Source organism: Aeromonas sp. Y289-2, from assembly GCF_027705925.1.
GTDB lineage: Bacteria > Pseudomonadota > Gammaproteobacteria > Enterobacterales > Aeromonadaceae > Aeromonas > Aeromonas veronii.
On the sequence record NZ_JAPDCH010000026.1, the window covers coordinates 1 to 19,486 of the forward strand.

General features: G+C 54.3%; 20 protein-coding genes and 2 pseudogenes. 7 read left to right on the forward strand and 15 right to left on the reverse strand.

Translation table 11 applies throughout. The annotated features are described in order from the left end of the window. Window positions 1–332: 332 nt before the first annotated feature. Together OKC43_RS20840 and OKC43_RS20845 are read right to left on the reverse strand one after the other, a co-directional pair. Window positions 333–989, reverse strand: a complete 657-nt coding sequence (locus OKC43_RS20840) for a hypothetical protein (RefSeq protein ID WP_236271794.1) — start codon at window positions 987–989, stop codon at window positions 333–335. A gap of 137 nt (window positions 990–1,126) precedes the next feature. Further along, entirely contained in the window at window positions 1,127–1,711 is a 585-nt protein-coding gene (locus OKC43_RS20845; RefSeq protein WP_236271795.1) for a hypothetical protein, read from the reverse strand. 457 nt (window positions 1,712–2,168) lie between these two features. On the opposite strand from OKC43_RS20845, the gene dhaR reads away from it, so the two are divergent. After that, entirely contained in the window at window positions 2,169–4,070 is a 1,902-nt protein-coding gene (dhaR, locus tag OKC43_RS20850) for a dihydroxyacetone kinase operon transcriptional regulator DhaR (RefSeq protein WP_236271796.1), read from the forward strand. Window positions 4,071–4,165: 95 nt separating this feature from the next. On the opposite strand, the gene OKC43_RS20855 is transcribed toward dhaR, so the two are convergent. The 8 genes from OKC43_RS20855 to OKC43_RS20890 all read right to left on the reverse strand — a co-directional run bounded on the left by OKC43_RS20855 (window position 4,166) and on the right by OKC43_RS20890 (window position 11,852). Further along, window positions 4,166–5,248, reverse strand: coding sequence for a glycerol dehydrogenase (locus tag OKC43_RS20855; RefSeq protein ID WP_236271797.1), 1,083 nt, complete (start codon window positions 5,246–5,248; stop codon window positions 4,166–4,168). Between the two features lie 131 nt (window positions 5,249–5,379). Then, window positions 5,380–6,096, reverse strand: a complete 717-nt coding sequence (dhaM, locus tag OKC43_RS20860; RefSeq protein WP_236271798.1) for a dihydroxyacetone kinase phosphoryl donor subunit DhaM — start codon at window positions 6,094–6,096, stop codon at window positions 5,380–5,382. 1 nt (window position 6,097) lies between these two features. Continuing rightward, window positions 6,098–6,727, reverse strand: coding sequence for a dihydroxyacetone kinase subunit DhaL (dhaL, locus tag OKC43_RS20865; RefSeq protein WP_021231630.1), 630 nt, complete (start codon window positions 6,725–6,727; stop codon window positions 6,098–6,100). 9 nt (window positions 6,728–6,736) lie between these two features. After that, on the reverse strand, window positions 6,737–7,807 hold the full coding sequence (gene dhaK, locus OKC43_RS20870) for a dihydroxyacetone kinase subunit DhaK (protein WP_270660648.1): 1,071 nt from the start codon (window positions 7,805–7,807) through the stop codon (window positions 6,737–6,739). A gap of 238 nt (window positions 7,808–8,045) precedes the next feature. After that, entirely contained in the window at window positions 8,046–9,404 is a 1,359-nt protein-coding gene (locus OKC43_RS20875) for an NCS2 family permease (protein ID WP_005340164.1), read from the reverse strand. A 306-nt stretch (window positions 9,405–9,710) separates the two neighbouring features. Further along, the gene (cspE, locus tag OKC43_RS20880) at window positions 9,711–9,923 is read right to left on the reverse strand and encodes a transcription antiterminator/RNA stability regulator CspE (RefSeq protein ID WP_005316548.1); all 213 of its coding nucleotides are present in this window, start codon (window positions 9,921–9,923) and stop codon (window positions 9,711–9,713) included. 595 nt (window positions 9,924–10,518) lie between these two features. After that, window positions 10,519–10,803: a DUF3811 domain-containing protein gene (yjbD, locus tag OKC43_RS20885; RefSeq protein ID WP_005340165.1), complete on the reverse strand. Its 285-nt coding sequence runs from the start codon at window positions 10,801–10,803 to the stop codon at window positions 10,519–10,521. 146 nt (window positions 10,804–10,949) lie between these two features. After that, complete coding sequence (locus OKC43_RS20890; protein ID WP_167573702.1) at window positions 10,950–11,852, reverse strand: cation diffusion facilitator family transporter; 903 nt, start codon at window positions 11,850–11,852, stop codon at window positions 10,950–10,952. 461 nt (window positions 11,853–12,313) lie between these two features. On the opposite strand from OKC43_RS20890, the gene OKC43_RS20895 reads away from it, so the two are divergent. After that, window positions 12,314–12,439, forward strand: a complete 126-nt coding sequence (locus OKC43_RS20895) for a hypothetical protein (RefSeq protein ID WP_019445191.1) — start codon at window positions 12,314–12,316, stop codon at window positions 12,437–12,439. Between the two features lie 72 nt (window positions 12,440–12,511). Here OKC43_RS20895 and OKC43_RS20900 read toward each other — a convergent pair whose 3' ends face one another. Next, window positions 12,512–13,255, reverse strand: coding sequence for a substrate-binding periplasmic protein (locus tag OKC43_RS20900; protein ID WP_236272776.1), 744 nt, complete (start codon window positions 13,253–13,255; stop codon window positions 12,512–12,514). Between the two features lie 474 nt (window positions 13,256–13,729). Between OKC43_RS20900 and OKC43_RS21750 the strand changes: the two are divergent. Both OKC43_RS21750 and OKC43_RS21755 read left to right on the forward strand, forming a co-directional pair. Further along, window positions 13,730–13,852, forward strand: a pseudogene (locus OKC43_RS21750) (Y-family DNA polymerase); the annotation flags it as partial. 84 nt (window positions 13,853–13,936) lie between these two features. Next, on the forward strand, window positions 13,937–14,683 hold the full coding sequence (locus OKC43_RS21755) for a DinB/UmuC family translesion DNA polymerase (RefSeq protein ID WP_113725460.1): 747 nt from the start codon (window positions 13,937–13,939) through the stop codon (window positions 14,681–14,683). A gap of 108 nt (window positions 14,684–14,791) precedes the next feature. Here the strand turns inward: OKC43_RS21755 and OKC43_RS20915 are convergent, their stop codons facing one another. After that, window positions 14,792–15,100, reverse strand: a complete 309-nt coding sequence (locus OKC43_RS20915; RefSeq protein WP_047440196.1) for a helix-turn-helix domain-containing protein — start codon at window positions 15,098–15,100, stop codon at window positions 14,792–14,794. 98 nt (window positions 15,101–15,198) lie between these two features. Between OKC43_RS20915 and OKC43_RS20920 the strand changes: the two genes are divergently transcribed. Next, window positions 15,199–15,669: a hypothetical protein gene (locus OKC43_RS20920; protein WP_017780886.1), complete on the forward strand. Its 471-nt coding sequence runs from the start codon at window positions 15,199–15,201 to the stop codon at window positions 15,667–15,669. A gap of 209 nt (window positions 15,670–15,878) precedes the next feature. Continuing rightward, a complete protein-coding gene (locus OKC43_RS20925) occupies window positions 15,879–16,070 on the forward strand; it encodes a hypothetical protein (RefSeq protein ID WP_017780887.1) in 192 nt (63 codons plus the stop codon). A gap of 331 nt (window positions 16,071–16,401) precedes the next feature. On the opposite strand, the gene tetR is transcribed toward OKC43_RS20925, so the two are convergent. Further along, entirely contained in the window at window positions 16,402–17,037 is a 636-nt protein-coding gene (tetR, locus tag OKC43_RS20930) for a tetracycline resistance transcriptional repressor TetR (RefSeq protein ID WP_017780888.1), read from the reverse strand. Between the two features lie 80 nt (window positions 17,038–17,117). On the opposite strand from tetR, the gene tet(E) reads away from it, so the two are divergent. After that, the gene (gene tet(E) / locus OKC43_RS20935) at window positions 17,118–18,335 is read left to right on the forward strand and encodes a tetracycline efflux MFS transporter Tet(E) (RefSeq protein WP_017780889.1); all 1,218 of its coding nucleotides are present in this window, start codon (window positions 17,118–17,120) and stop codon (window positions 18,333–18,335) included. Between the two features lie 87 nt (window positions 18,336–18,422). Here tet(E) and OKC43_RS20940 read toward each other — a convergent pair whose 3' ends face one another. Together OKC43_RS20940 and OKC43_RS20945 are read right to left on the reverse strand one after the other, a co-directional pair. Next, window positions 18,423–19,091 carry a hypothetical protein gene (locus tag OKC43_RS20940; protein ID WP_017780890.1) on the reverse strand — a complete coding sequence of 223 codons (669 nt, stop codon included), beginning with the start codon at window positions 19,089–19,091 and terminating at the stop codon, window positions 18,423–18,425. Window positions 19,092–19,249: 158 nt separating this feature from the next. Continuing rightward, window positions 19,250–19,411 (reverse strand): annotated as a pseudogene (locus tag OKC43_RS20945) (IS5/IS1182 family transposase); the annotation flags it as partial. Window positions 19,412–19,486: the final 75 nt, after the last annotated feature.

Here is a 19,486-nt window from a genome sequence, read left to right on the forward strand (position 1 = left end):
CTACACGCCGAAACAGCGCTTGGCACAGGCCGCATGACCTCTACTTTTGAGTGCTCCAAAAAATGGGGGGATTACCGCCCGTTACAGGCCAGCCACAGGCAATGGCCGATCTGCGCTAACCGTTATGCACCCTATGTTACCGTCCCACGTAGGTTCGATGAGCGAAGCTTGATTGGAGGATCGAGATGCCGCTGTTCCGGTATTTCCGTGAATCAGCGGCATCTGGCAGGGGGGGGAATACGAGTGGTTGTTATAGCGGGGGAATGGATTTACGCGAACGTCCGATTACGACTTATGGCTAATTGAACCTAGGGGCTCTACTCTACCCATGTTCATGGCTGCGATTTATCTATCCAAAACTCATATTCTATATTGTGTATTCTATCGGCTTTGGTTAATGAATTAAGTAATAGTTGCATAGCATAATTATGCTTATCCAATGAGCTACACACTTGTGGCCCCATGTAAGCAATGATCTTGTTTTTCTGGATTGGATAGTGAGTAGATTCAAGACTTTTAATGTTTGAGCATGATTTTATATATAATAAGCACGCCATTGCTCCTGACCACATTGAATAGAGTTTGTGATGAGTTTGGTTTAGTTGATAGACAATAGTTAGGTCAATATCATTTAACTCACGGCTATTTAAAGTGTTGTATGTACCAATCAAGTAGCTACGAAGTGTAAGACCTTCACTCACCTCTTTATCCAATTCATTGTTTAATTCACCCAAATACTCAGTTAGCTGGATTTCTTGAAGGCTCACTAAGTGCTGCCGATGTTGAACCATTTGCAAGTATATTTGCACGCAGAATACAGACAACGTTAGTAGAGTTAAAATCGGTGTATAAACTCCACCAATATACCCTCCCAAATCAGACCACTCTTCCGGCTTTTCCCAAAAACCGATACCAAATTGAAATAAATAAGCAGCTACTGGAGCAATAATTATAAAGAAAACAATGGGAAATAGAATATTTCGGAACACTCAAAACTCCAGATGGACACTAACGCCCTGTTAAGGTGTGAACACCGTAATGCTGATGCCACTGCAAACTGCTTTGATCACTACACGCTACGCATAGTAAAAACGCCACGCGTAGCGAATCCCTCTTGAACAGTTTGTTAAGTGTATTTTTCGAAGCGAGGCTCTTGCATTATGTTTAACACTTCCTCCATAAAAACAATACGGCTATGAGGTGTTAATTTCGAGTTTATATGTTCAATTAGTTCGTCCAATGTTTTATACAAGCTTTCAAGCCAACGATTGCAACCAATCGTGTCAGAATACAATTCTTCTTTGTTATATTTAAAATCCCAAGTGTCGAAACGATATCTTAGGCCTACTGGAAGTTGGTCAAGTTTCAATAAATCATCTTTAACTGGCTCAAGAACTTCAGGTGGAATTTCTCCATCTAGTTTACGAACCATTTTTCCAATGTTGTGACCAAATTTTTCAATCCAGTTCACTAACGTTTTTCCTTTACGTTCATTATGCGTATAATAGCACACGTTAGCTTTTAGTGCTGACTCGATACCCATACGTAGGTCTACAAAACACTTGGTTCTTCTTGATTTAGGCTCGTAAAATAACGGGCCGTCACTATCAATGCAGTGTCGATATCTAATTTTGAAATCTATCGCATCATGTAAGAAGTGGTTGGAAACTTCCAAATATGTTGGTCTTGTATACTCGTTTTCTTTTGTCATAAGTATTATTTCTCTCCATAGAGTTAACAGTGATTAAATGGAAGGCGGTACTAATCTGTTAATAGATCCTTCCATATAAATCCGGTTCGCCCTGATCACCGTGGAAAAATTAATTTCAAATAATAACATTATCAACCTTTATGGCATCTGAATGTATTCTCTTGAGTTCTTCTTTTTATTTCATCATCGCGGCTGTATAAAAATACAGGTAAGAAGTCAGCCATGGAGAGCACTACTAGGCCTACTCTCGTGAACAAGCCAGTAGTGTGAGCGGGGCGATATATCAAAAGAGCGAAGGAGTGTCGCGCCTTCTGTCACTGCCTCGGCCAGCAATTTGCTGACGGCGAACCCGACCGGGAGGAGGGCGGGCTTGCCACCCTCTGAGGCAGGTCACTGAATCGGGGGCGCTGGCATGGTTAAATGGTCGGCTCACATCTTGCCGGATATTGCTGTGACCATGCCATCTGACCTTCAGCCGCTGCTCGCTTGGCCTGACTATCTGCAGGCATCCTGGCTGCGCTGCGCCCACCAGACCAGTGCCACCCTCTGGCACCCGCCCCACAGCGCCAAGGGGCAGACCTTGCAGAGCCTGCGCCAGCGCAAGCGTGACCTGCTCACCACCGGCGAGATGGCCCTCGAAGATCTCTACGAATTTATGGAGGGGCGCCCCTGCGCCCTGCTGCTCACCGACGAGAGCGGCTGCCTGCTGGCCCAGACCGGCCACTCCGACACCCTGTGTGAGCTGGCGGCGCTGGGGTTTGGCCCCGGTGCCTTTTTCAGCGAGGGGCGTATCGGCACCAATGCCATCAATCTGGCGGCGCTGGAGGGCGTGCCGCTCTGCGTCAGCGGCCCCCAGCACTTCAACCAGACCCTCCACCCCTGGCACAGCTGCGCCAGTCCGGTCTACAACAGCAATGGCCGTCAGGTCGCCATCATTGCCTTGATTTGCAAGGTGGAGGAGGCGAGCGCTGGCGATCTGGCGCTCACCGTCAGCGCCGGGCGCGAATTGGCCCACCTGCTGCAGATGGAGACCCTGATGCAGGAGTCCCAGCACCATCTGAGCGAGCTTTACGCCCTGCTCGATGGCATGGATGACGGCGTGCTGGCCTGGGATCCGCAGGGTCGGCTGCGCTACCTCAACGCGCTGGCGGCCAATCGGTTGCGACTCGATCCGGCGCTCTGTCTCGGCCAGCCGCTGGAGCAGCACCTGCTGTTGCCGCAGCGGTTGCAGTTGGCCATCAGGGGGCAGACGCCACTCAGCCATGTGGAGGTGACGTTGGAGCGGCTTGGCGGGCCGGAGGGGGAGTTCATCAATGCGCTGGTGAGCCTCAAGCCGCTGCCGGGGCCGGAGGGGGTCAGCTTTATCGCCCTGCTGCACCCGGTTGACCGGCTGCGGGCCATTCATCAGCTGCGCCAGACGGTGCCCGAGCTGTCGGCGCTGGTGGGCGAATCGAGCGCCATGCGCAAGCTGCTGCGCTACGCCCGGCAGGCGGCCCAAAGTCAGGGGCCGATCCTGCTGCGCGGCGAGGAGGAGGTGGGCAAGGCCCAGCTGGCGGAGGCGATCCACTTTGGCAGCGAGCGGGCCGCCGGGCCGCTCATTACCCTCAACTGCAAGGCGCTGCCGAGCGAGCGGATGGCGCTGGAGCTGATGGGTTCCGACGAAGCGGGGCAGGAGCGGGCGGGCAAGTTCGAGCTGGCCCACGGCGGCACGTTAGTGCTGGAGCAGGTGGAGTGTCTCTCTGCCCCCATGCAGGCGGCGCTGCTGCAACTGCTCAAGACCGGCCGCATTCAGCGCTTCGATTCGGCCCGTATCCTGCCGCTCAAGGTGCGGATTATCGCCACCAGCAGCGCCCCGCTGGAACAACTGGTGCAGGAGGGGTTGTTTGGCCGCCAGCTGCTCTATGCCTTGCAGGCGTGCGAGCTGTGGCTGCCGGGGCTGCGGGAGCGCGCGGCCGATCTGCCGGGCCTGATTAGCCAGCAGCTAGGGGCGCAGGGGCGCGAGCCGGTGCGCCAGTTCAGTCCGGCGGCCCTCGACTGTTTGCTGGCCTATCCCTGGCCCGGCAATCTGGGGGAGCTGCGCAGCGCCGTCGAGCATGCGCTGCTTCATGCCGGTCAGGGGCCGATCCCGCCCGAAGCGCTGCCCGCTGCCATTCGCCACGGCTATCAGCGGGTGGCCGACGAGGTGGTGGGGCAACCGCTGCTCACGCTGGCGGAGCTGGAACGGCAAGCCATCTTGCGCTGCGCTCACGCCTGCAAGGGGCAGGTGAGCCAGATGGCCCAGCATCTTGGCATCAGTCGCACCACCCTCTGGCGGCGGCTCAAACTGCTCGAGATCGATCCCGCCGACTATCACGGCTGATGGCTATTGAGGCCGTTGCAAACCGGCCCGTAGAAAACGAAAAGGCCCCGCAGTTGCGGGGCCGTTTTTATATGGCAAGGTCAGTGGTGGCGCTGCTACAGCCCCAGTTGGTGGGCGGTGACGATGGCCGCCAGCACATCCTCGGCGGTGACCTTGAACGGCATGTTGTGGATGGTCTCGCCCTCGGCGGTGGAGGCTTTGGCCACCGCCATCAGGCGCGCCATATCCAGCTCCTTGACCCCCATCATATGCAGGTTGGTCGGCAGGCCAACCGAGCGGCAGAAGGCCAACACGGTTTCGATCTCCGCCATCGGTGCATTCTCCAGCACCAGTTGCACCAGGGTACCGAACGCCACTTTTTCACCGTGGTAGAGGTGGTGACACTCGGCGAGCTGGGTCAGACCGTTGTGGATGGCGTGAGCGGCGGCCAGTCCGCTGCTCTCGAAGCCGATTCCGCTCAGGTAGGTGTTGGCCTCGATGATGTTCTCCACTGCTTTGGTGCAGAGCCCCTGTTCCACTGCCAGTTTGGCCTTGTAGCCATCGGCCAGCAGAGTCTTGTAGCAGAGCTCGGCGATGGCCTGCGCCGCCAGCGTAGAAGCACCACCGGCCATGGTCTGGCAACCGGAAACCTTGTTGGCGCGCGCCTCGAAATAGGTGGAGAGCGCATCCCCCATGCCGGAGACCAGCAGCCGCACCGGGGCGCGGGAGACCACGCCGGTATCCATGATGACCATGTTGGGGTTGGTCGGGATCATCAGGTATTCGCTGAACTGCCCCTCCGGGGTGTAGATGACCGCCAGCGCGCTGGTGGGGGCATCGGTGGAGGCGATGGTGGGCACTATGACCACCGGCACCTTCTGGTAGAAGGCGACCGACTTGGCGGTATCCAGCGTTTTGCCGCCGCCGATGCCGATGATGACGTCAAACGGAGTCTGCTGGCAGCGTGCCAGCAGGCGGTCGATCTCGGGGCGGGAGCACTCGCCGTTGAAGCAGTCGAACTCCGGCTTGATCCCCGCGCCGTGGAAGCTGGTGGCTACGGTATCGCCTACCAGCTTGGTGACGAAGGCGTCGGCCAGAATAAGCGGCTTGCTGCCGAGCGCCTTGACGTAGTTGCCGATATTGGCGAGGGCCCCGTTGCCTTGCACGTATTTGCTGGGGCTGATGATGATGCGGTCCATATTTTATCCCTCTCTCTTTATGAATTAAGAATCGGGGCGAAGGGCGGCAGTGCCGGGGACTCCTTCGTCTTGAATGGTGCTGCACAGGCTCAGCGAGCGAGTGCAGCCCCTTGAAACAGTGGCGTGCGGCGTCAGTCGCCGAAACGCTCGTCGGCCAGCTGCTGGAAGCAGGTCAGGGCGGCGGTGGCATCCTCGCCGCGCGCCAGCAGGGTGAGCTGGTCGCCCTGACGCACGTTGAGCATGGCGAGCCGGGTCAGGCTACGGGGATTGGCCTCTTTGTCCCCCTTTTGCAACTTGAGTTCAGCGGCAAATGGCTTGAGGGCGGCCACCAGCCGAGCGGCGGGGCGTACATGCAGGCCGTGGGGGTTATCCACCACCACCTCGCAGCGCAGCCAGCCGTCGTCGGCAGCGGGGGCCGTCTCGGTGGCGGCCAGCGCTGGGCTGGCAGGCAGCATCGCCTGTTTCGGGCCCAGCGCGCCGAGCGCCTCGGCGGCCACCTCGTCCAGCGTCAGGCCGGAACCGGCCGCCACCACGGCGGCCAGAGTGCCCTCCACCAGCGGGGCGGGGCAGAGCCGCACCCTCGCGCTTAACTCGGGTGGCAGCAGTTCTAGGGCGGTCTCGGCGCTCAAGAGGGCGCTGCCCAAATCCATCAGCACCAGCACGCCGCTGCCGTCATCCGCTTCTTCAATCGCACTCATCACCGCGATGGCATCGGTGCCGATGGGGTGGTCGGGGTCATCGACCCCGGCCGCCAGCAGCAATCTGGCCGGGCTGCCCAGCTGATCTGCCAGCGCTTTCAAGCCGGCGGCCAGCATGGCGCTGTGAGAGACAACTACGATTCCGATCATGTCACAACCTCGCTCTGTCACGCAGGGCGGTCAGCAGCAGCAGGGTCGAGGTGGCCCCGGCATCCTGATGGCCGATGCTGCGCTCACCAAGATAGCTGGCGCGCCCCTTGCGGGCCTGCATCTGGATGGTGGCCTCGGTACCGGCTGCGGCGGCTGCCACCGCCTTGTCCAGCGCTTCATTGAGCGGCAACTCTTGCTGCTGCGCCTGTTGCAGGGCGGCCAGTGCCGGCCACCAGGCGTCACACATGGTCTTGTCGCCCGGCTCGGCACGGCCGCGAGAAACAATGCCCTCGACCCCGTCACTCAGCATTTTGCACAGCTGGCTGAGACTGAGGCTCTGGCAGGCATCGCTGCTGGCCGCAGCCCGGATAAAGAAGGTGCCGTAGAGCGGGCCGCTGGCGCCGCCGACCGAGGAGAGCAATGTCATGCCGGTGGTTTTCAGTACCTGACCGATATCCTTGTCCGCCACTGCGGGCAGTTTCTCGGCCACTTTGGCGAAGCCGCGCTGCATATTGAGGCCGTGGTCACCGTCGCCGATATCGGTATCCAGCGCTGTGAGGTAGTCACGCTGCTCGGTAAAAATGTGTTCGCAGTCGAGCAGCCAGTTGACGATGTGATGCTTGCTTAACATGGGTTCTCCTTAGCAGCCACGACGCAGGGCGGGGGTGTGAACGGGGGCATCCCACAGGGTCATCAGCTCGTCATCCACCTTGAGCAGGGTGATGGAGATGCCGGTCATGTCGAGGGAGGTGCAGTAGGGGCCGATCAGGTTGCGCACCAGATGGATGCCCGCCTCTTCGCACAGGGTGGCAAGGCGACCATAGACGCCATAGAGCTCGGAGATGGGGGGGCCACCCAGGCTGTTGACCAGTGCGATGACCCGATCGCCTTTGTTGAGCGGTTCGATAAAGGTGTGCTCTTCCTGCCAGCTGCCGCTGGTGCGATCCCAGTGGCGCAGGGTGCGGCCATAGGGGGTGTTGTCAGCCAGCTCGCTGAACATGTCGTCCACCAGGGTATTGAGGTCGGTGAAGGGGCGGCGCTCGATGCCCGGCTCGCCGTGGATACCGACGCCGAACTCCATCTCGTTGTCCGCCAGAGTGAAGGAGGGCTTGCCAGCGGCAGGCACGGTGCAGGCATGCATTGCCACGCCTATGGTGCGGCTCTGGTTGTTGATGCGACGGGCCAGCGCCTCGCAGCGCGCCAGATCGTAGCCCGCCTCGGCGGCGGCACCGACCAGCTTCTCGCACAGCACTGTCGTGGCAACCCCACGGCGACCGGCGGTGTAGAGGCTGTCTTTGACCGCCACGTCGTCATCGATCAGGGCGAAGCCCACCTTGACCCCATCGCCGTGCAGCAGCTCGACCGCGGTCTCGAAGTTGAGCACGTCGCCGGTGTAGTTCTTCACCAGAAACAGCACGCCCGCGCCGCCATCAACGGCTTGTCCGCACTCATACATCTGATCCGGGGTCGGGGAGGTAAAAATCTCGCCGGGGCAGGCGCCATCCAGCATCCCTTTGCCCACCAGACCGCCGTGCATCGGCTCGTGGCCACTGCCACCGCCGGAGACCAGCGCCACCTTGCCCATCACGGGGGAGTCGGCGCGGGTGATGTAGTGGGGTTCGATACGTACCTTGAGCTCCGGGTGGGCGGCTGCCATCCCCATCAGTTGTTCACGGACCACGGCATCGACGGCATTGATCAGTTTCTTCATGGCTCACTCCTTGGCTTGCCACCGCTCGGGTGGGCAAATGGTTGATGGAGCCAGTCTAACGACAGAAAAAGGGATAAAAATGACGGGCGATTTGGTTCGGATTTGAAACAGCAGAATGGGGATGGGTGTTTCAATCTGAAACGGTGCGGGGCAAACGGGCGGGAAACTGTTAGCTGACTCACAGCCATGAAAAAGGGCCCCGCAGGGCCCTTCGCTATAACCGGAATATGCGGACGGGTTAGATGGCCCAGCCACCGGCATAGAAGATCACCAGCGCCAGGGCGATGATGACGGTGCCGACGTTCAGCTTCTTCCACTCTGCAGCGAAGATGCGGCCAACGACCAGCGCCACGAAGCCCAGCATGATGCCGGTCACGATGTTGCAGGTGAGCACGATAAAGACGGCGCACAGCATGCCGGAGAGGGCATCGACCGAGTCGCTGAAGTCCAGCTTGGTGACGTTGCCCAGCATCAGCAGACCGACGTACATCAGGGCTGGTGCGGTGGCGTAAGCCGGTACCAGATAGCTCAGCGGGGAGAGGAAGATCATCAGCAGGAACAGCACGCCGACCAGCGCGGCGGTCAGACCGGTCTTGCCACCGGCCGCGGTGCCTGCGGCAGATTCGATGTAGACGGCAGCCGGAGCGCCACCAACGGCACCGGCCACCATGCTGCTGACGGAGTCGGCAGTCAGGGCCTTGCCGCCGCTGATGATGTGGCCACGCTCGTTGATGAGACCCGCCTGTCCGGCCACGGCACGGATGGTGCCGGTGGCGTCAAACACAGCGGTCATCACCAGTGCCAGTACGGTCGGAATCACCACTGGGTTGAGGGCGCCCAGCAGATCCATGCTGCCCACCAGTGAGCCTTTCTCACCGGTCAGGCTCGGCATGGCGAAGAAGCCCTGCCAGGTCACTTTCGGGTCGAAGATAAGGCCGAGGATGGAGATGGCGATAATCACCATCAGGATGCCGCCCGGCACCTTGCGACGCTCCAGACCGAAGATGGCGGCCAGACCCAGCACCGTCATGATGACCGGGAAGGCGGTCACTTCACCGAGCTGTACCGGCAGACCGGCCCCTTCGTTCTTGATCACCATGCCAACACCGTTGGTGGCAATCAGCAGCAGGAACAGACCGATACCGATGCCGGTGCCGTGAGCGATGCCGGAGGGGAGGTTATCCAGGATCCACTGGCGTACGCCGGTGACACTGATCAGGGTAAACAGCACACCCATCAGGAAGATGGCGCCGAGGGCGACCGGAATGCTCAGTCCCTGACCCAGCACCAGACTGAAGGCGGTAAAGGCGGTGAGGGAGATGGCGCAACCGATAGCCATCGGCAGCTTGGCCCACAGGCCCATCAGCAGGGAGCCGAAGGCGGCGATCAAACAGGTGGCCACAAACACCGGGCCCTGCTCAAAGCCGGCAGCACCCAGCATGTTTGGCACCACTATGATGCTGTAGACCATCGCCAGGAAGGTGGTCAGCCCCGCGACCAGCTCCTGACGCACGCTGCTGCCGCGCGCAGAAATGGAAAAATAAGAGTCCAGAAAGCCGCCTGTCCCTGTTTGGGCGGCCATATCTTGCTTTGCCATAACTAATCCTGAAAGTGTGAAGGAAATCGTTTGCGTTGGTGGCGCGCAAAATAGCAAGAATTCGCGGCAAATACAGCGGATAACCTGACTTTTTCGTCACTATTTTACATTTTGAGTCCATTCGGAGCTCATTCTAAGACTCAAGCGGTGAGAGCGTGTAAGGGAGGGATCAAGCGGTCGGGGGAGGGGAGATCTGTGAGGAAAAAGCGGGGAAAAACAAAAAACCCGCCTAAGCGGGTTTTTTTAAAATTCTTGCAGAGCTGTCAGCAGTTGGCATGAGCCATCAGCAGCATGCTCCGGCTTGAATTACAGACCAACTACGTTGGCAGCAGCCGGGCCTTTCTGGCCTTGCTCGATGGTGAACTCAACGCGCTGACCTTCGTCCAGGGTTTTGAAGCTGGTGGACTGGATAGCGGAGAAGTGTACGAACACGTCTTTGCTGCCGTCAGCCGGGGAGATGAAACCAAAACCTTTCTCAGCGTTGAAGAACTTAACGGTACCAGTCATTTTGTTAGACATAATAATTTCCTTAAATAGTGTTGAATGCCACCTAAATGGCAATTTTTGATTTTTCGTCAGCAATACGTATGGGGAGCACTAAAGAAGGAGAATTATTTGATAAGAATTATCCGAGGATAACGCTTATGCTAATCACTGCTTTACTAAAATGACTGCCTAACATAATCAGGTCTGAACTGCCGAACCATCGAGAAAGATTAAAACACGCTCTCATTTTTAAAGCAAACTTTATCTCAATATTAATGTTTTGTAACAGCCAAAAATATCATTTTTTATAGTAAATATGATGCATTTCAACGGCATAGAAAAATCAACGAGGACTCATATCACCCTGTAGCAAACCAGATTCGGCTTTTTTGTCCTGACTATGTAGCCAGTTCTGGCAAAAAATATGAGAAAAAATGAAAAGGTGGCGATAGATGGGGATTGTCAGTTGGCGTTCTCTCTAACTCACAATGTAAATCACTTCTTTGCTGCTGCGATTCGCTTCTGGGCTGCAAATCAATGGTGGCGCCAAATCTGGCTCATCGAGCATCGCCCAGACATGCAAACGCCCGCTGGCACCAAGTGCCAGCGGGCGTTTTGCAAGAAGGGATCAGCGCTTGCTGCGAAACTTGTTGCTGACCGAATCAATCCAGCTGAAGGTTTCCGGCAGTACCTGGTTCTTGGCACGCTCTTTGGCTTTCTCGCGAGCCAGCTTGGAGGCTGCCTTGGCCGCTTCGGCGCGGTCCGCCACAATTTTCAGGCGACCCTCTTCGCGGATCTTGTTCCGCTCTCCGTTGGTCAGCTGGTGGTCTGCATTGGCTTGTGCCTTTTGCAATAACAAGGCTATCTCGGCTTTTTCGGCCTCGGTCAGATCTTTCATTTCCAGCTTTTTCACGGCGCGCTCCTGCGGCAGGGTGGTTAGACACCCTAACACAGTTGTGCCGATCACTTCTTATGCAATCGGCTTTCCGGCAGTAAAAATGCGGGTTTGTGCCAACTTTCCGTTATTTCGCGGCCACTTTCCCGCCTGTTTGCCACATTTCAGTTTATGGCGAGCGGCGAGGGCAGCTCTTGTTCCTCCGGCTCGACGTGGATAAGCACGATGGCGTGGGGCAGTTGTTCCATGATGGCGTGTTCGATGCGATCACAGATATCGTGGGCTTCGCCGATGCTCATCTCCGGGGGCAGGGTGAGGTGGAAGTCGATATGGCGGCGGCGTCCGGCACGACGGCTGCGCAGATCGTGAAAACCGCTGGCGGCAGGGCAGCATTCGGTGATGATGCGGCTGGTCATCGCCAGCTCTTCCGGGCTCATGCTCTGGTCGATCAGCGGCTGGAAGGCCTCGTTGAGCATGCTGATGGCCTCTCTGACAATAAAGATGGCGACAGCAATGGCGACTAGCGGGTCTAGGATGGCGAGTGAATGGCCGAACAGACCGGCCAGCCAGATCCCGCCAAGGCCGACGGCGACCCCGGCGGAGGTGAGCACGTCCGCCTTGAGATGAAGCGCATCGGCAGCCAGCGCGACCGACTCCTCCTCTCGGGCCACCTTGTAGAGGTAGGCAGAGACGCCGCTGTTGACCAGCGCCGAGATCACCATCACCAGCACGCCCCAGCCAATGCTTTCAATCGGGCTAGGGGTGATCAGCTTGTCGACGGCTTCGAAGATGATCCAGCCCGCGGCCAGCAAGATAAGCAGTGCTTCGATGACGCCGGAGACATTTTCAATCTTGTCGTGACCATAGGGGTGGCGTTCATCCGGCGGGAGATCGGACTTTTTCACCGCGAACAGGGCGATCAGGGCCGCCACCAGATCCATGGCGGAGTGGATCGCCTCCGAGATGATACTGACCGAGCCGCTGGCGAAGCCGGCCACCATTTTCATGATGATCAGACTGATATTGGAGCAGACCGACACCATGGCGGCTCTGGTTTTTCTGTTCATGTCACAGCTTCCTGAATAAAAAAGGATATTTCGGTGCGGCGCGCATTATATCCGGCTGACCGGAAATAACCTATTCGGTGTTGTAACCTGATGCTTCCGATGATATTGCGAATGCTTATTAAAATGGTGACCTCTTGCGCGGCAATAAATAATGAGAGGGATTTATATTTATCCGTGAAAATATCCAGGTAACGATGGCTTAATATAAGCGTGACAACATTTAATAATGCGAATTACTCTTTTTTGGTCTTTCCTGTCGAGGTCGTTTGGCTTCCCCGCTCAAGGGGCTGCACGCGACATCTTTTGGACGAGAATGAGGCTGGATCCGGATGCCGCTGGAGGGTATGCTGGGTCTGGTGATGGTCTTGCACCATCCCACCAAGCGTACTGAAGTTGATGATTCGGATGGCATGCTGGCTCCCATGAGGAACCAACTGTCTGGGTAACATTTTTGGAGTTTGATGATGAGTAACAAAGAACATCACAACGGCAAAGATGCCAAGAAAAAACCGCAGATGTCACTGAAAGAGAAACGCGAAGCCAAACGTCAGAAAGCAGAACTGAAAAACGGCAGCGCAATGAAGTAACGCTCCCCTACTGCTGTTCCTTCGGAGCCAGTACAAAGCCAGCCCTTACCGGCTGGCTTTTATGTTTGTGGCTCACGGTGTGGCGCCGTAAGCCGCGAAAATCTGGTGATAACGACCATCCTGACGCATCGCCTCAAGGCGCTTATCAAACAGATTGCGGGCATCGGCCGTGCGGAAGGCAAAGTGATAGACGGTGGGCGGGAAGAGGTCTGCTTGTCTGACCTGATTGCGCTCGTAGTGCTCGCCTGCCTGGGCGGTGGCAATCAGCTGGTCGAGGTAGTAGTAGAACACCCGCTCCTCCAGTACGACTGCATCGACCCTGCCGCGCATCAGCTGATGTACCTGCACCTGCTGCTTGGCTACCTCCTCATAGTGGGGATTCTGGTTGGCCATGGTGGCGAATGCGCCCCCCAGAATGATCCTTGCCCGTTGAAAGGCGGTGACCCGTTTTGATTGCAGATCGTCCAGAGTGCTGATGTGGGTGCTGCGCAGGGTGAAGATCCGGTTATGGAAGGTGATAACGGGTTGGGTCAGAACGTGAGGATCAACCATACCGGGTCTGACGTTGATGATGGCATCCAGCTTTCCTGACTCGAACAGGCGGAAGGTACGCTCCAGTGGCAGAAATTCAAAGCTGGGCTCATAGCCGCTGCCAGCGAACGCCTCTTTCAGCAGATCCAGCTCGATGCCACGCTGATTACTTTCGATGACATAAGGGGGGATGGCAAAGCTGACCCCGACCTTGAGTGGCGTTGCCAGCAACTGGCCGGAGAGCAAGCTGGTCAGCATTAGCAATAAAGGGGTGAGCAGTTTCATTGCACTTTTCACAAAGCGTTCCTGTGGAGAATATCCATCACTGTAAGAGAGGCAACCAAAAAGCGTTATATCCCTTTCGGGCTGAGAGGTTCAGCCTGAGTGCATAAAAAAAGACCCTGAGTTATCAGGGCCTTTTCAATATTCTGTTCTTAGGATGGTAATACATGTAAAAAATCGCTGCTGAGTGAGTGACTGAGTGAGTGGCAATGAATTTTTTACTATATATTTCAATGCATAACACCTTTTCTTACACTTCTGGTTGCTCACCTTAAAATGACACTTTTTAAAGATATGTAAGAAAAGGTATGAAAATGCGTGTTCATACCTGTTTATTCTTACACTTTTTGGTTGTCCTCACCAGAACCCTCACCACATGAGCCTTACCAGCTCAAAAGAGAGAACCACGCACCGAGTTGCTGAGTGACCTTCTCGCAAAGCTGTTCGCACCCGTCCCGGTAAACAGACGAAGCTTTTGCTGAGCTGAGTGAGAGTTGGGCGGGTGACCTAGTGGCATATGGACGCCAGATCCGGGAGCGGGTACAGCAGTGGACAGGGCTGACGGTCGGTGTTGGTATCGGCCCCACTAAAACCCTAGCCAAACTCGCCAACTATGCCGCAAAAAAATGGCCCGCCACCGGAGGGGTGGTCGATCTGCGCGATGAAACACGCCGCGCCAAACTGATGGCGATCACCCCGGTAGACGAGGTCTGGGGAATTGGTCGCAAACTCACCACCAAGCTGTCAGCTCAGGGCATCAACACCGTGGCTGATCTGGTAGCGGCTGATGCTAAGAGTCTTCGGCACCGTTACGGGGTCGTTGTCGAGCGCACGGTGCAGGAGCTGTGCGGGATCCCCTGCGCCGAGCTGGAGCAACTGGCACAGGCCAAGCAACAGATAATTTGCAGCCGATCCTTTGGGGAGCGCATCACCGCCTTCGGCCCCATGCGGGAGGCTCTCGCTGGCTACATGGAGCGGGCAGCTGAGAAACTCAGGACAGAGGGCATGTGCTGCCGCCATGTCACAGTATTCATTCGTTCGAGCCCGTTTGCGGAGCGGGAAACACATTATGCCAACCAGATCTCCATGCTGTTGCCGATACCCACAGCCGACACCCGTGAGTTGCTAGCCCAGATCGAGCCGCTGCTGAGCAGGATCTGGTTGGATGATGTTCGCTATATGAAGGGCGGCGTCATGCTGGCGGACTTCTCCCCGAAAGGCATGCAGCAAGGGGGTCTATTCGGCAGCGAACAGCAGGATCCCCGTAGCGATGCACTCATGCAGGTGATCGATAGGATTAACCAGGGGCGGTTGGGAAAGGTCTACTTTGCATCCCGAGGCCGAGATACCAGCGAATGGATGATGAAACGCGAACAACTCAGCCCCCGCTATACCACCAGTATCAAAGGGATCCCGGTGGTGAAGGCATGAGCACAACCATGAAAGTTAACCTCCTCTCCTAGCTACAAACCACTATCAATGCGTTGCAAACTTCTGGTGGTCAATCCGCAACATGAGCAGGTATCTTACTTAGCGGTATCACCGTTTATTTTCACGTAGCTTAAAGAGAAGATCTAACTTTTCATCCTCATCAAGTTGCTCAAATAGACAAACCAATTCCGCACTAAGATCATCTTCGCAAAAAAAATAACTCAGCGGCTTTCCCAGTACATTGGCAAGTTTTCGCATTGTATCAATGTCTGGAACGTGGCGACCTCTCTCATAGTGATTCATGCGACCACTAGCAGAACTATCATCCATACCGGCCCTTACCCCAAGCTCCTTTTGGGATATACCTGCTTTTTTACGCGCCTGCTTGAGTCTCTCTGGGAATGGGTTTTTGTACAATGTTTGTTCATCACAAAGTTCTCATATGTATAGATTGTCTAAGTTTCACCTGTCTCTGTATACTTAGCAATCCTAAGTGTTGTGGTTGTGGAAATTTTATGCAGAATAAAAATGTTTACAAAATCAGTAACAAGTTTTATCAAGTTTTACTCAAAATGACTGGTCTAAAAATAAGCAGGAAAGAGCTGATACGATTGGCTATGGAGGTCAATGACTTGGCTGTGTATCAGGCATCAGGCTTGGTTGACCGCCATGTATATAGCTTGAAAAAACAGGATGCAGTGAAAGCTAATGGGCCAAAAAATAATCGGCATTATATTTTTTCAGATGATCTTCTGGGCAGTTTACAAGCATCAATCAAAGGCGATAATTATGATCTAGCAAGTGAGTTGAGGTCTCTGGAAGAAGAGCTTCTGTTGACTCGTTATGAGTTACAAGCCTACCGCGAGATACTTGAAAAACTACCTCAAGAGAAGCAAAAAATTACTTGTTTGCATAAAAATGCATCAGAAAAAATCTACCGGTTGAATGGGAAAATTAGAGCGGTAAGTCAATTGGTGATGATGTAATTAAAAGGTATAAATGAAAGAGGCGTTTTATCGAAAAGAAGCATACCTGAGTCGGCCATAGCGCAAGAAGCGATGCCGCCAACGGAAGGCGGTGGCCAATAGATACTGTGTTCCTAGGCGGCTTATTGATTTGAACAAATTATGTGCATTTTGTGCTGAGCTACTAATGAAAATACCTGCTGTTACGGCTCAACGATAAGGATGACCCGATGCAGAATCTTGTATTGAGGAAAGCAACGCATGAAGATATGGACGACATACTGCGTTTGCAAATTCCCGTGTTCAAGGGAGAGCAGGGGATCCCTGACGAATTGATCCCTATTCCAGCTGAAAAATCGCCACAATGGTGGTGTGCAATTATGAACTCCACAATTGTTGGTGCCGTTGCAGCCTGGAAATAATGCGATGAAACTCATTGGGGGCGATTTGCAACAATGCAAAATTTCAGAGGGTATCAAATAGGTTCTAGCTTGGCTCGGTTTTCACTGCACGAACTTTTCGCACAATCTGTAGATGAAATCCATATGGATGCAAGAGATATCATCGTTAAGACCTTAAACCGAATGGGTGGCTTAGTTGTGGGAGACTCAATGCCATTTTATCGAGGGACGGTGACACCCATGATATTAACCAGAAGTGGTTTAATATTTAATAGATAAAATACTGACGATACATGTATATATTTGAAAACACTATCCATAACTATAAATTAGAGTTGACACATAGATAGCATCATTTATTACCATCCTCAATGGGTGTATGCTTTTTTTCATCTAACTGTGCAGAAAATCCAAATATTAATGATTTCAGCCCGAAATGGAAGGCCATTTCAGCAGAGGTTCTCGCCTGAATATTAAATGCCTCTTGTAATAATGGTGGTGCAGCGTCTATCACATGATTATTTTCTATCTGGTTTGTTGCTTGCTCCTCTAATACTGCACCCAACGTAAAATGGCTGATAGATTGCAGAATGAAAAGAGCCTCCTCGACCGAAAACCCTGCATCGCATAGACAGCGTAGTTGCGCCTCTGCTTGTTCAAACTGGGGGGGCGTAGGAGAGGTCCCTATATGCAATCGGGCTCCATCACGATGGACCAGTAATGCTTTACGGAAACTCAGAGCATTTTCCTGGAGAAACTGCTGCCAACTCTCAGTCGGTAACGGTGCTGAACGGGTGTGATGCTTCGCCAGTATTGCCTCTGAAAGCATGTTCATAAGAGTCTGCTTGTTGCGCACGTGCCAATACAGAGTCGGTTGCTCAATTTTTAGGGACTGCGCCAGCTTACGCGTAGTCAAGCCCTCTAGCCCTTCGCTGTCCAGCAGGGTGAGCGCCATTGAAATTACGTCGTCCAAGCTTAGTCGTGCCATCACTATCTCCTTTTGCTGTTGACAATCTATCACTGATAGAGTTATTTTTCAAACCCTATCATCGATAGAGAACGTTAACTATGAACCGCACTGTGATGATGGCACTGGTCATCATTTTTTTAGATGCTATGGGGATTGGCATAATTATGCCTGTCTTGCCGGCGTTATTACGGGAGTTTGTTGGAAAGGCTAATGTTGCAGAGAACTACGGTGTTTTATTGGCGCTGTATGCAATGATGCAAGTGATTTTTGCCCCTCTTCTCGGCCGCTGGTCAGATCGCATAGGTCGTCGCCCTGTATTGTTACTTTCACTTTTAGGTGCAACACTGGACTACGCATTAATGGCAACAGCCAGCGTAGTGTGGGTGTTGTATTTGGGACGCTTAATTGCTGGTATTACCGGTGCGACTGGAGCTGTTGCAGCCTCAACAATTGCCGATGTCACACCTGAGGAATCCAGGACACATTGGTTTGGTATGATGGGTGCCTGTTTTGGTGGCGGTATGATTGCTGGACCAGTCATTGGTGGTTTTGCCGGTCAACTTTCGGTACAGGCACCGTTTATGTTCGCTGCTGCTATTAACGGGCTGGCATTTCTGGTCTCCCTATTCATTTTACATGAGACCCATAATGCTAATCAGGTTAGTGACGAGTTAAAGAATGAAACAATCAATGAAACCACATCCTCCATACGCGAGATGATCTCCCCATTATCGGGATTGTTAGTTGTCTTTTTCATCATTCAATTGATTGGCCAAATCCCCGCAACATTATGGGTTTTATTCGGAGAAGAGCGCTTCGCATGGGATGGCGTAATGGTCGGTGTTTCATTGGCTGTGTTCGGGCTGACACACGCACTGTTTCAAGGACTTGCTGCTGGTTTTATCGCTAAACATTTGGGAGAACGGAAAGCTATAGCGGTTGGCATTTTGGCTGACGGTTGTGGCCTATTTTTATTGGCGGTCATTACACAAAGCTGGATGGTTTGGCCGGTTTTGCTGTTACTAGCTTGTGGTGGCATCACACTTCCCGCCTTGCAGGGAATTATATCTGTTCGTGTCGGTCAGGTAGCACAGGGACAATTACAAGGGGTGCTGACCAGTTTGACCCACCTGACAGGTGTAATCGGTCCACTTGTTTTTGCATTTTTGTATAGTGCAACCCGCGAAACGTGGAATGGATGGGTATGGATAATTGGCTGCGGATTATATGTAGTTGCATTGATTATACTGAGGTTTTTCCATCCAGGTAGGGTAATCCACCCGATAAATAAGAGCGATGTACAGCAGAGAATTTGAGCAACAATGCTGTACAGCACCGTAAATTCTGGCGCCCTACTCGGTGGATAGAGGTGAGCTGGTAGGTGGGTCTGGGATTGCGATCCATTAATCATCCTTTGGCAGCAACCGAGATAGGCCCACTTGAGCCGGTAGTTCCCCGATGACCTCAATCTTCCAACCCGTCATATTGGCCCGACACATGTGATAATGGTGCGCGATGTTGGCCTGCGCTTGCAAGGCGTGACGGGCTTTATCTAGTGCCTCAGTTGCATTGATGCCAATGCGGTTTAGCAGGAGTTCAACGCGGGTCTCCAGTTGCCTGCGTTCATGGGGGGAGAGTACCCCGGCCATTACCTTTGGCGCTACGTAAAGGCGGGCGTCGTCTTGCGAAATAGTCTTCAAGACACCGCGAGCGTACTCATTGGCGAGAGTGACCTCCTGGGCCATGTATTTGTGCATGAGGTGACCCTCTTCGAGGCGCATGATCACCTCGTTGACGTTGTAGTGACTGTGTTCCTCCAGATAGTCACGGACAAGGAGCTTATGGGCCAGCGCGATGACATCAGCCCGCTCGATATCGTTAGTGAGCCGAAGGCGTAATTCGGTTGCGCTGGCTAATTTGCCCATCGCGGCAGAAAGCAGACGACCACGTTGCGCCTGACCGGGGGACTCATCGCGACCGATAACTCCGGTTGGCAGGAATTTATCGGCTATCTCGCGGCTGACGGTGACGCGAATGCGGCTATTTTCCACGGTGAGGGTTTGATGCTTCATGTTACTGCTCCTGAGTCTGTCCGATGCCCGCGCCCACGGGGCCATGCCTATCATAATTGCGAGAGGCCTTTCGTGGGTAATTACACTGACTTGACCACTTACTTTGCACCCAGCCTTTTTAGAGAAGGTTCTTATGGCTGGATTTGCATCAGTGGTTAGGGGTGACGGCCATTGCCGACCTTGGGATAGATGGGCGTAATGATGACCAGCATCCAGGGCCAGGGAAGCAGTTACTCTATTCAAGAGAGGAAAACTTCTTTACGGGTCTGGCGGCGTTTGCTGTTGAACTCGTAATCAGCGAAGGTCAATTGATGACTCACGGTAATCCCCCCATTTTTTGGAGCACTCAAAAGTAGAGGTCATGCGGCCTGTGCCAAGCGCTGTTTCGGCGTGTA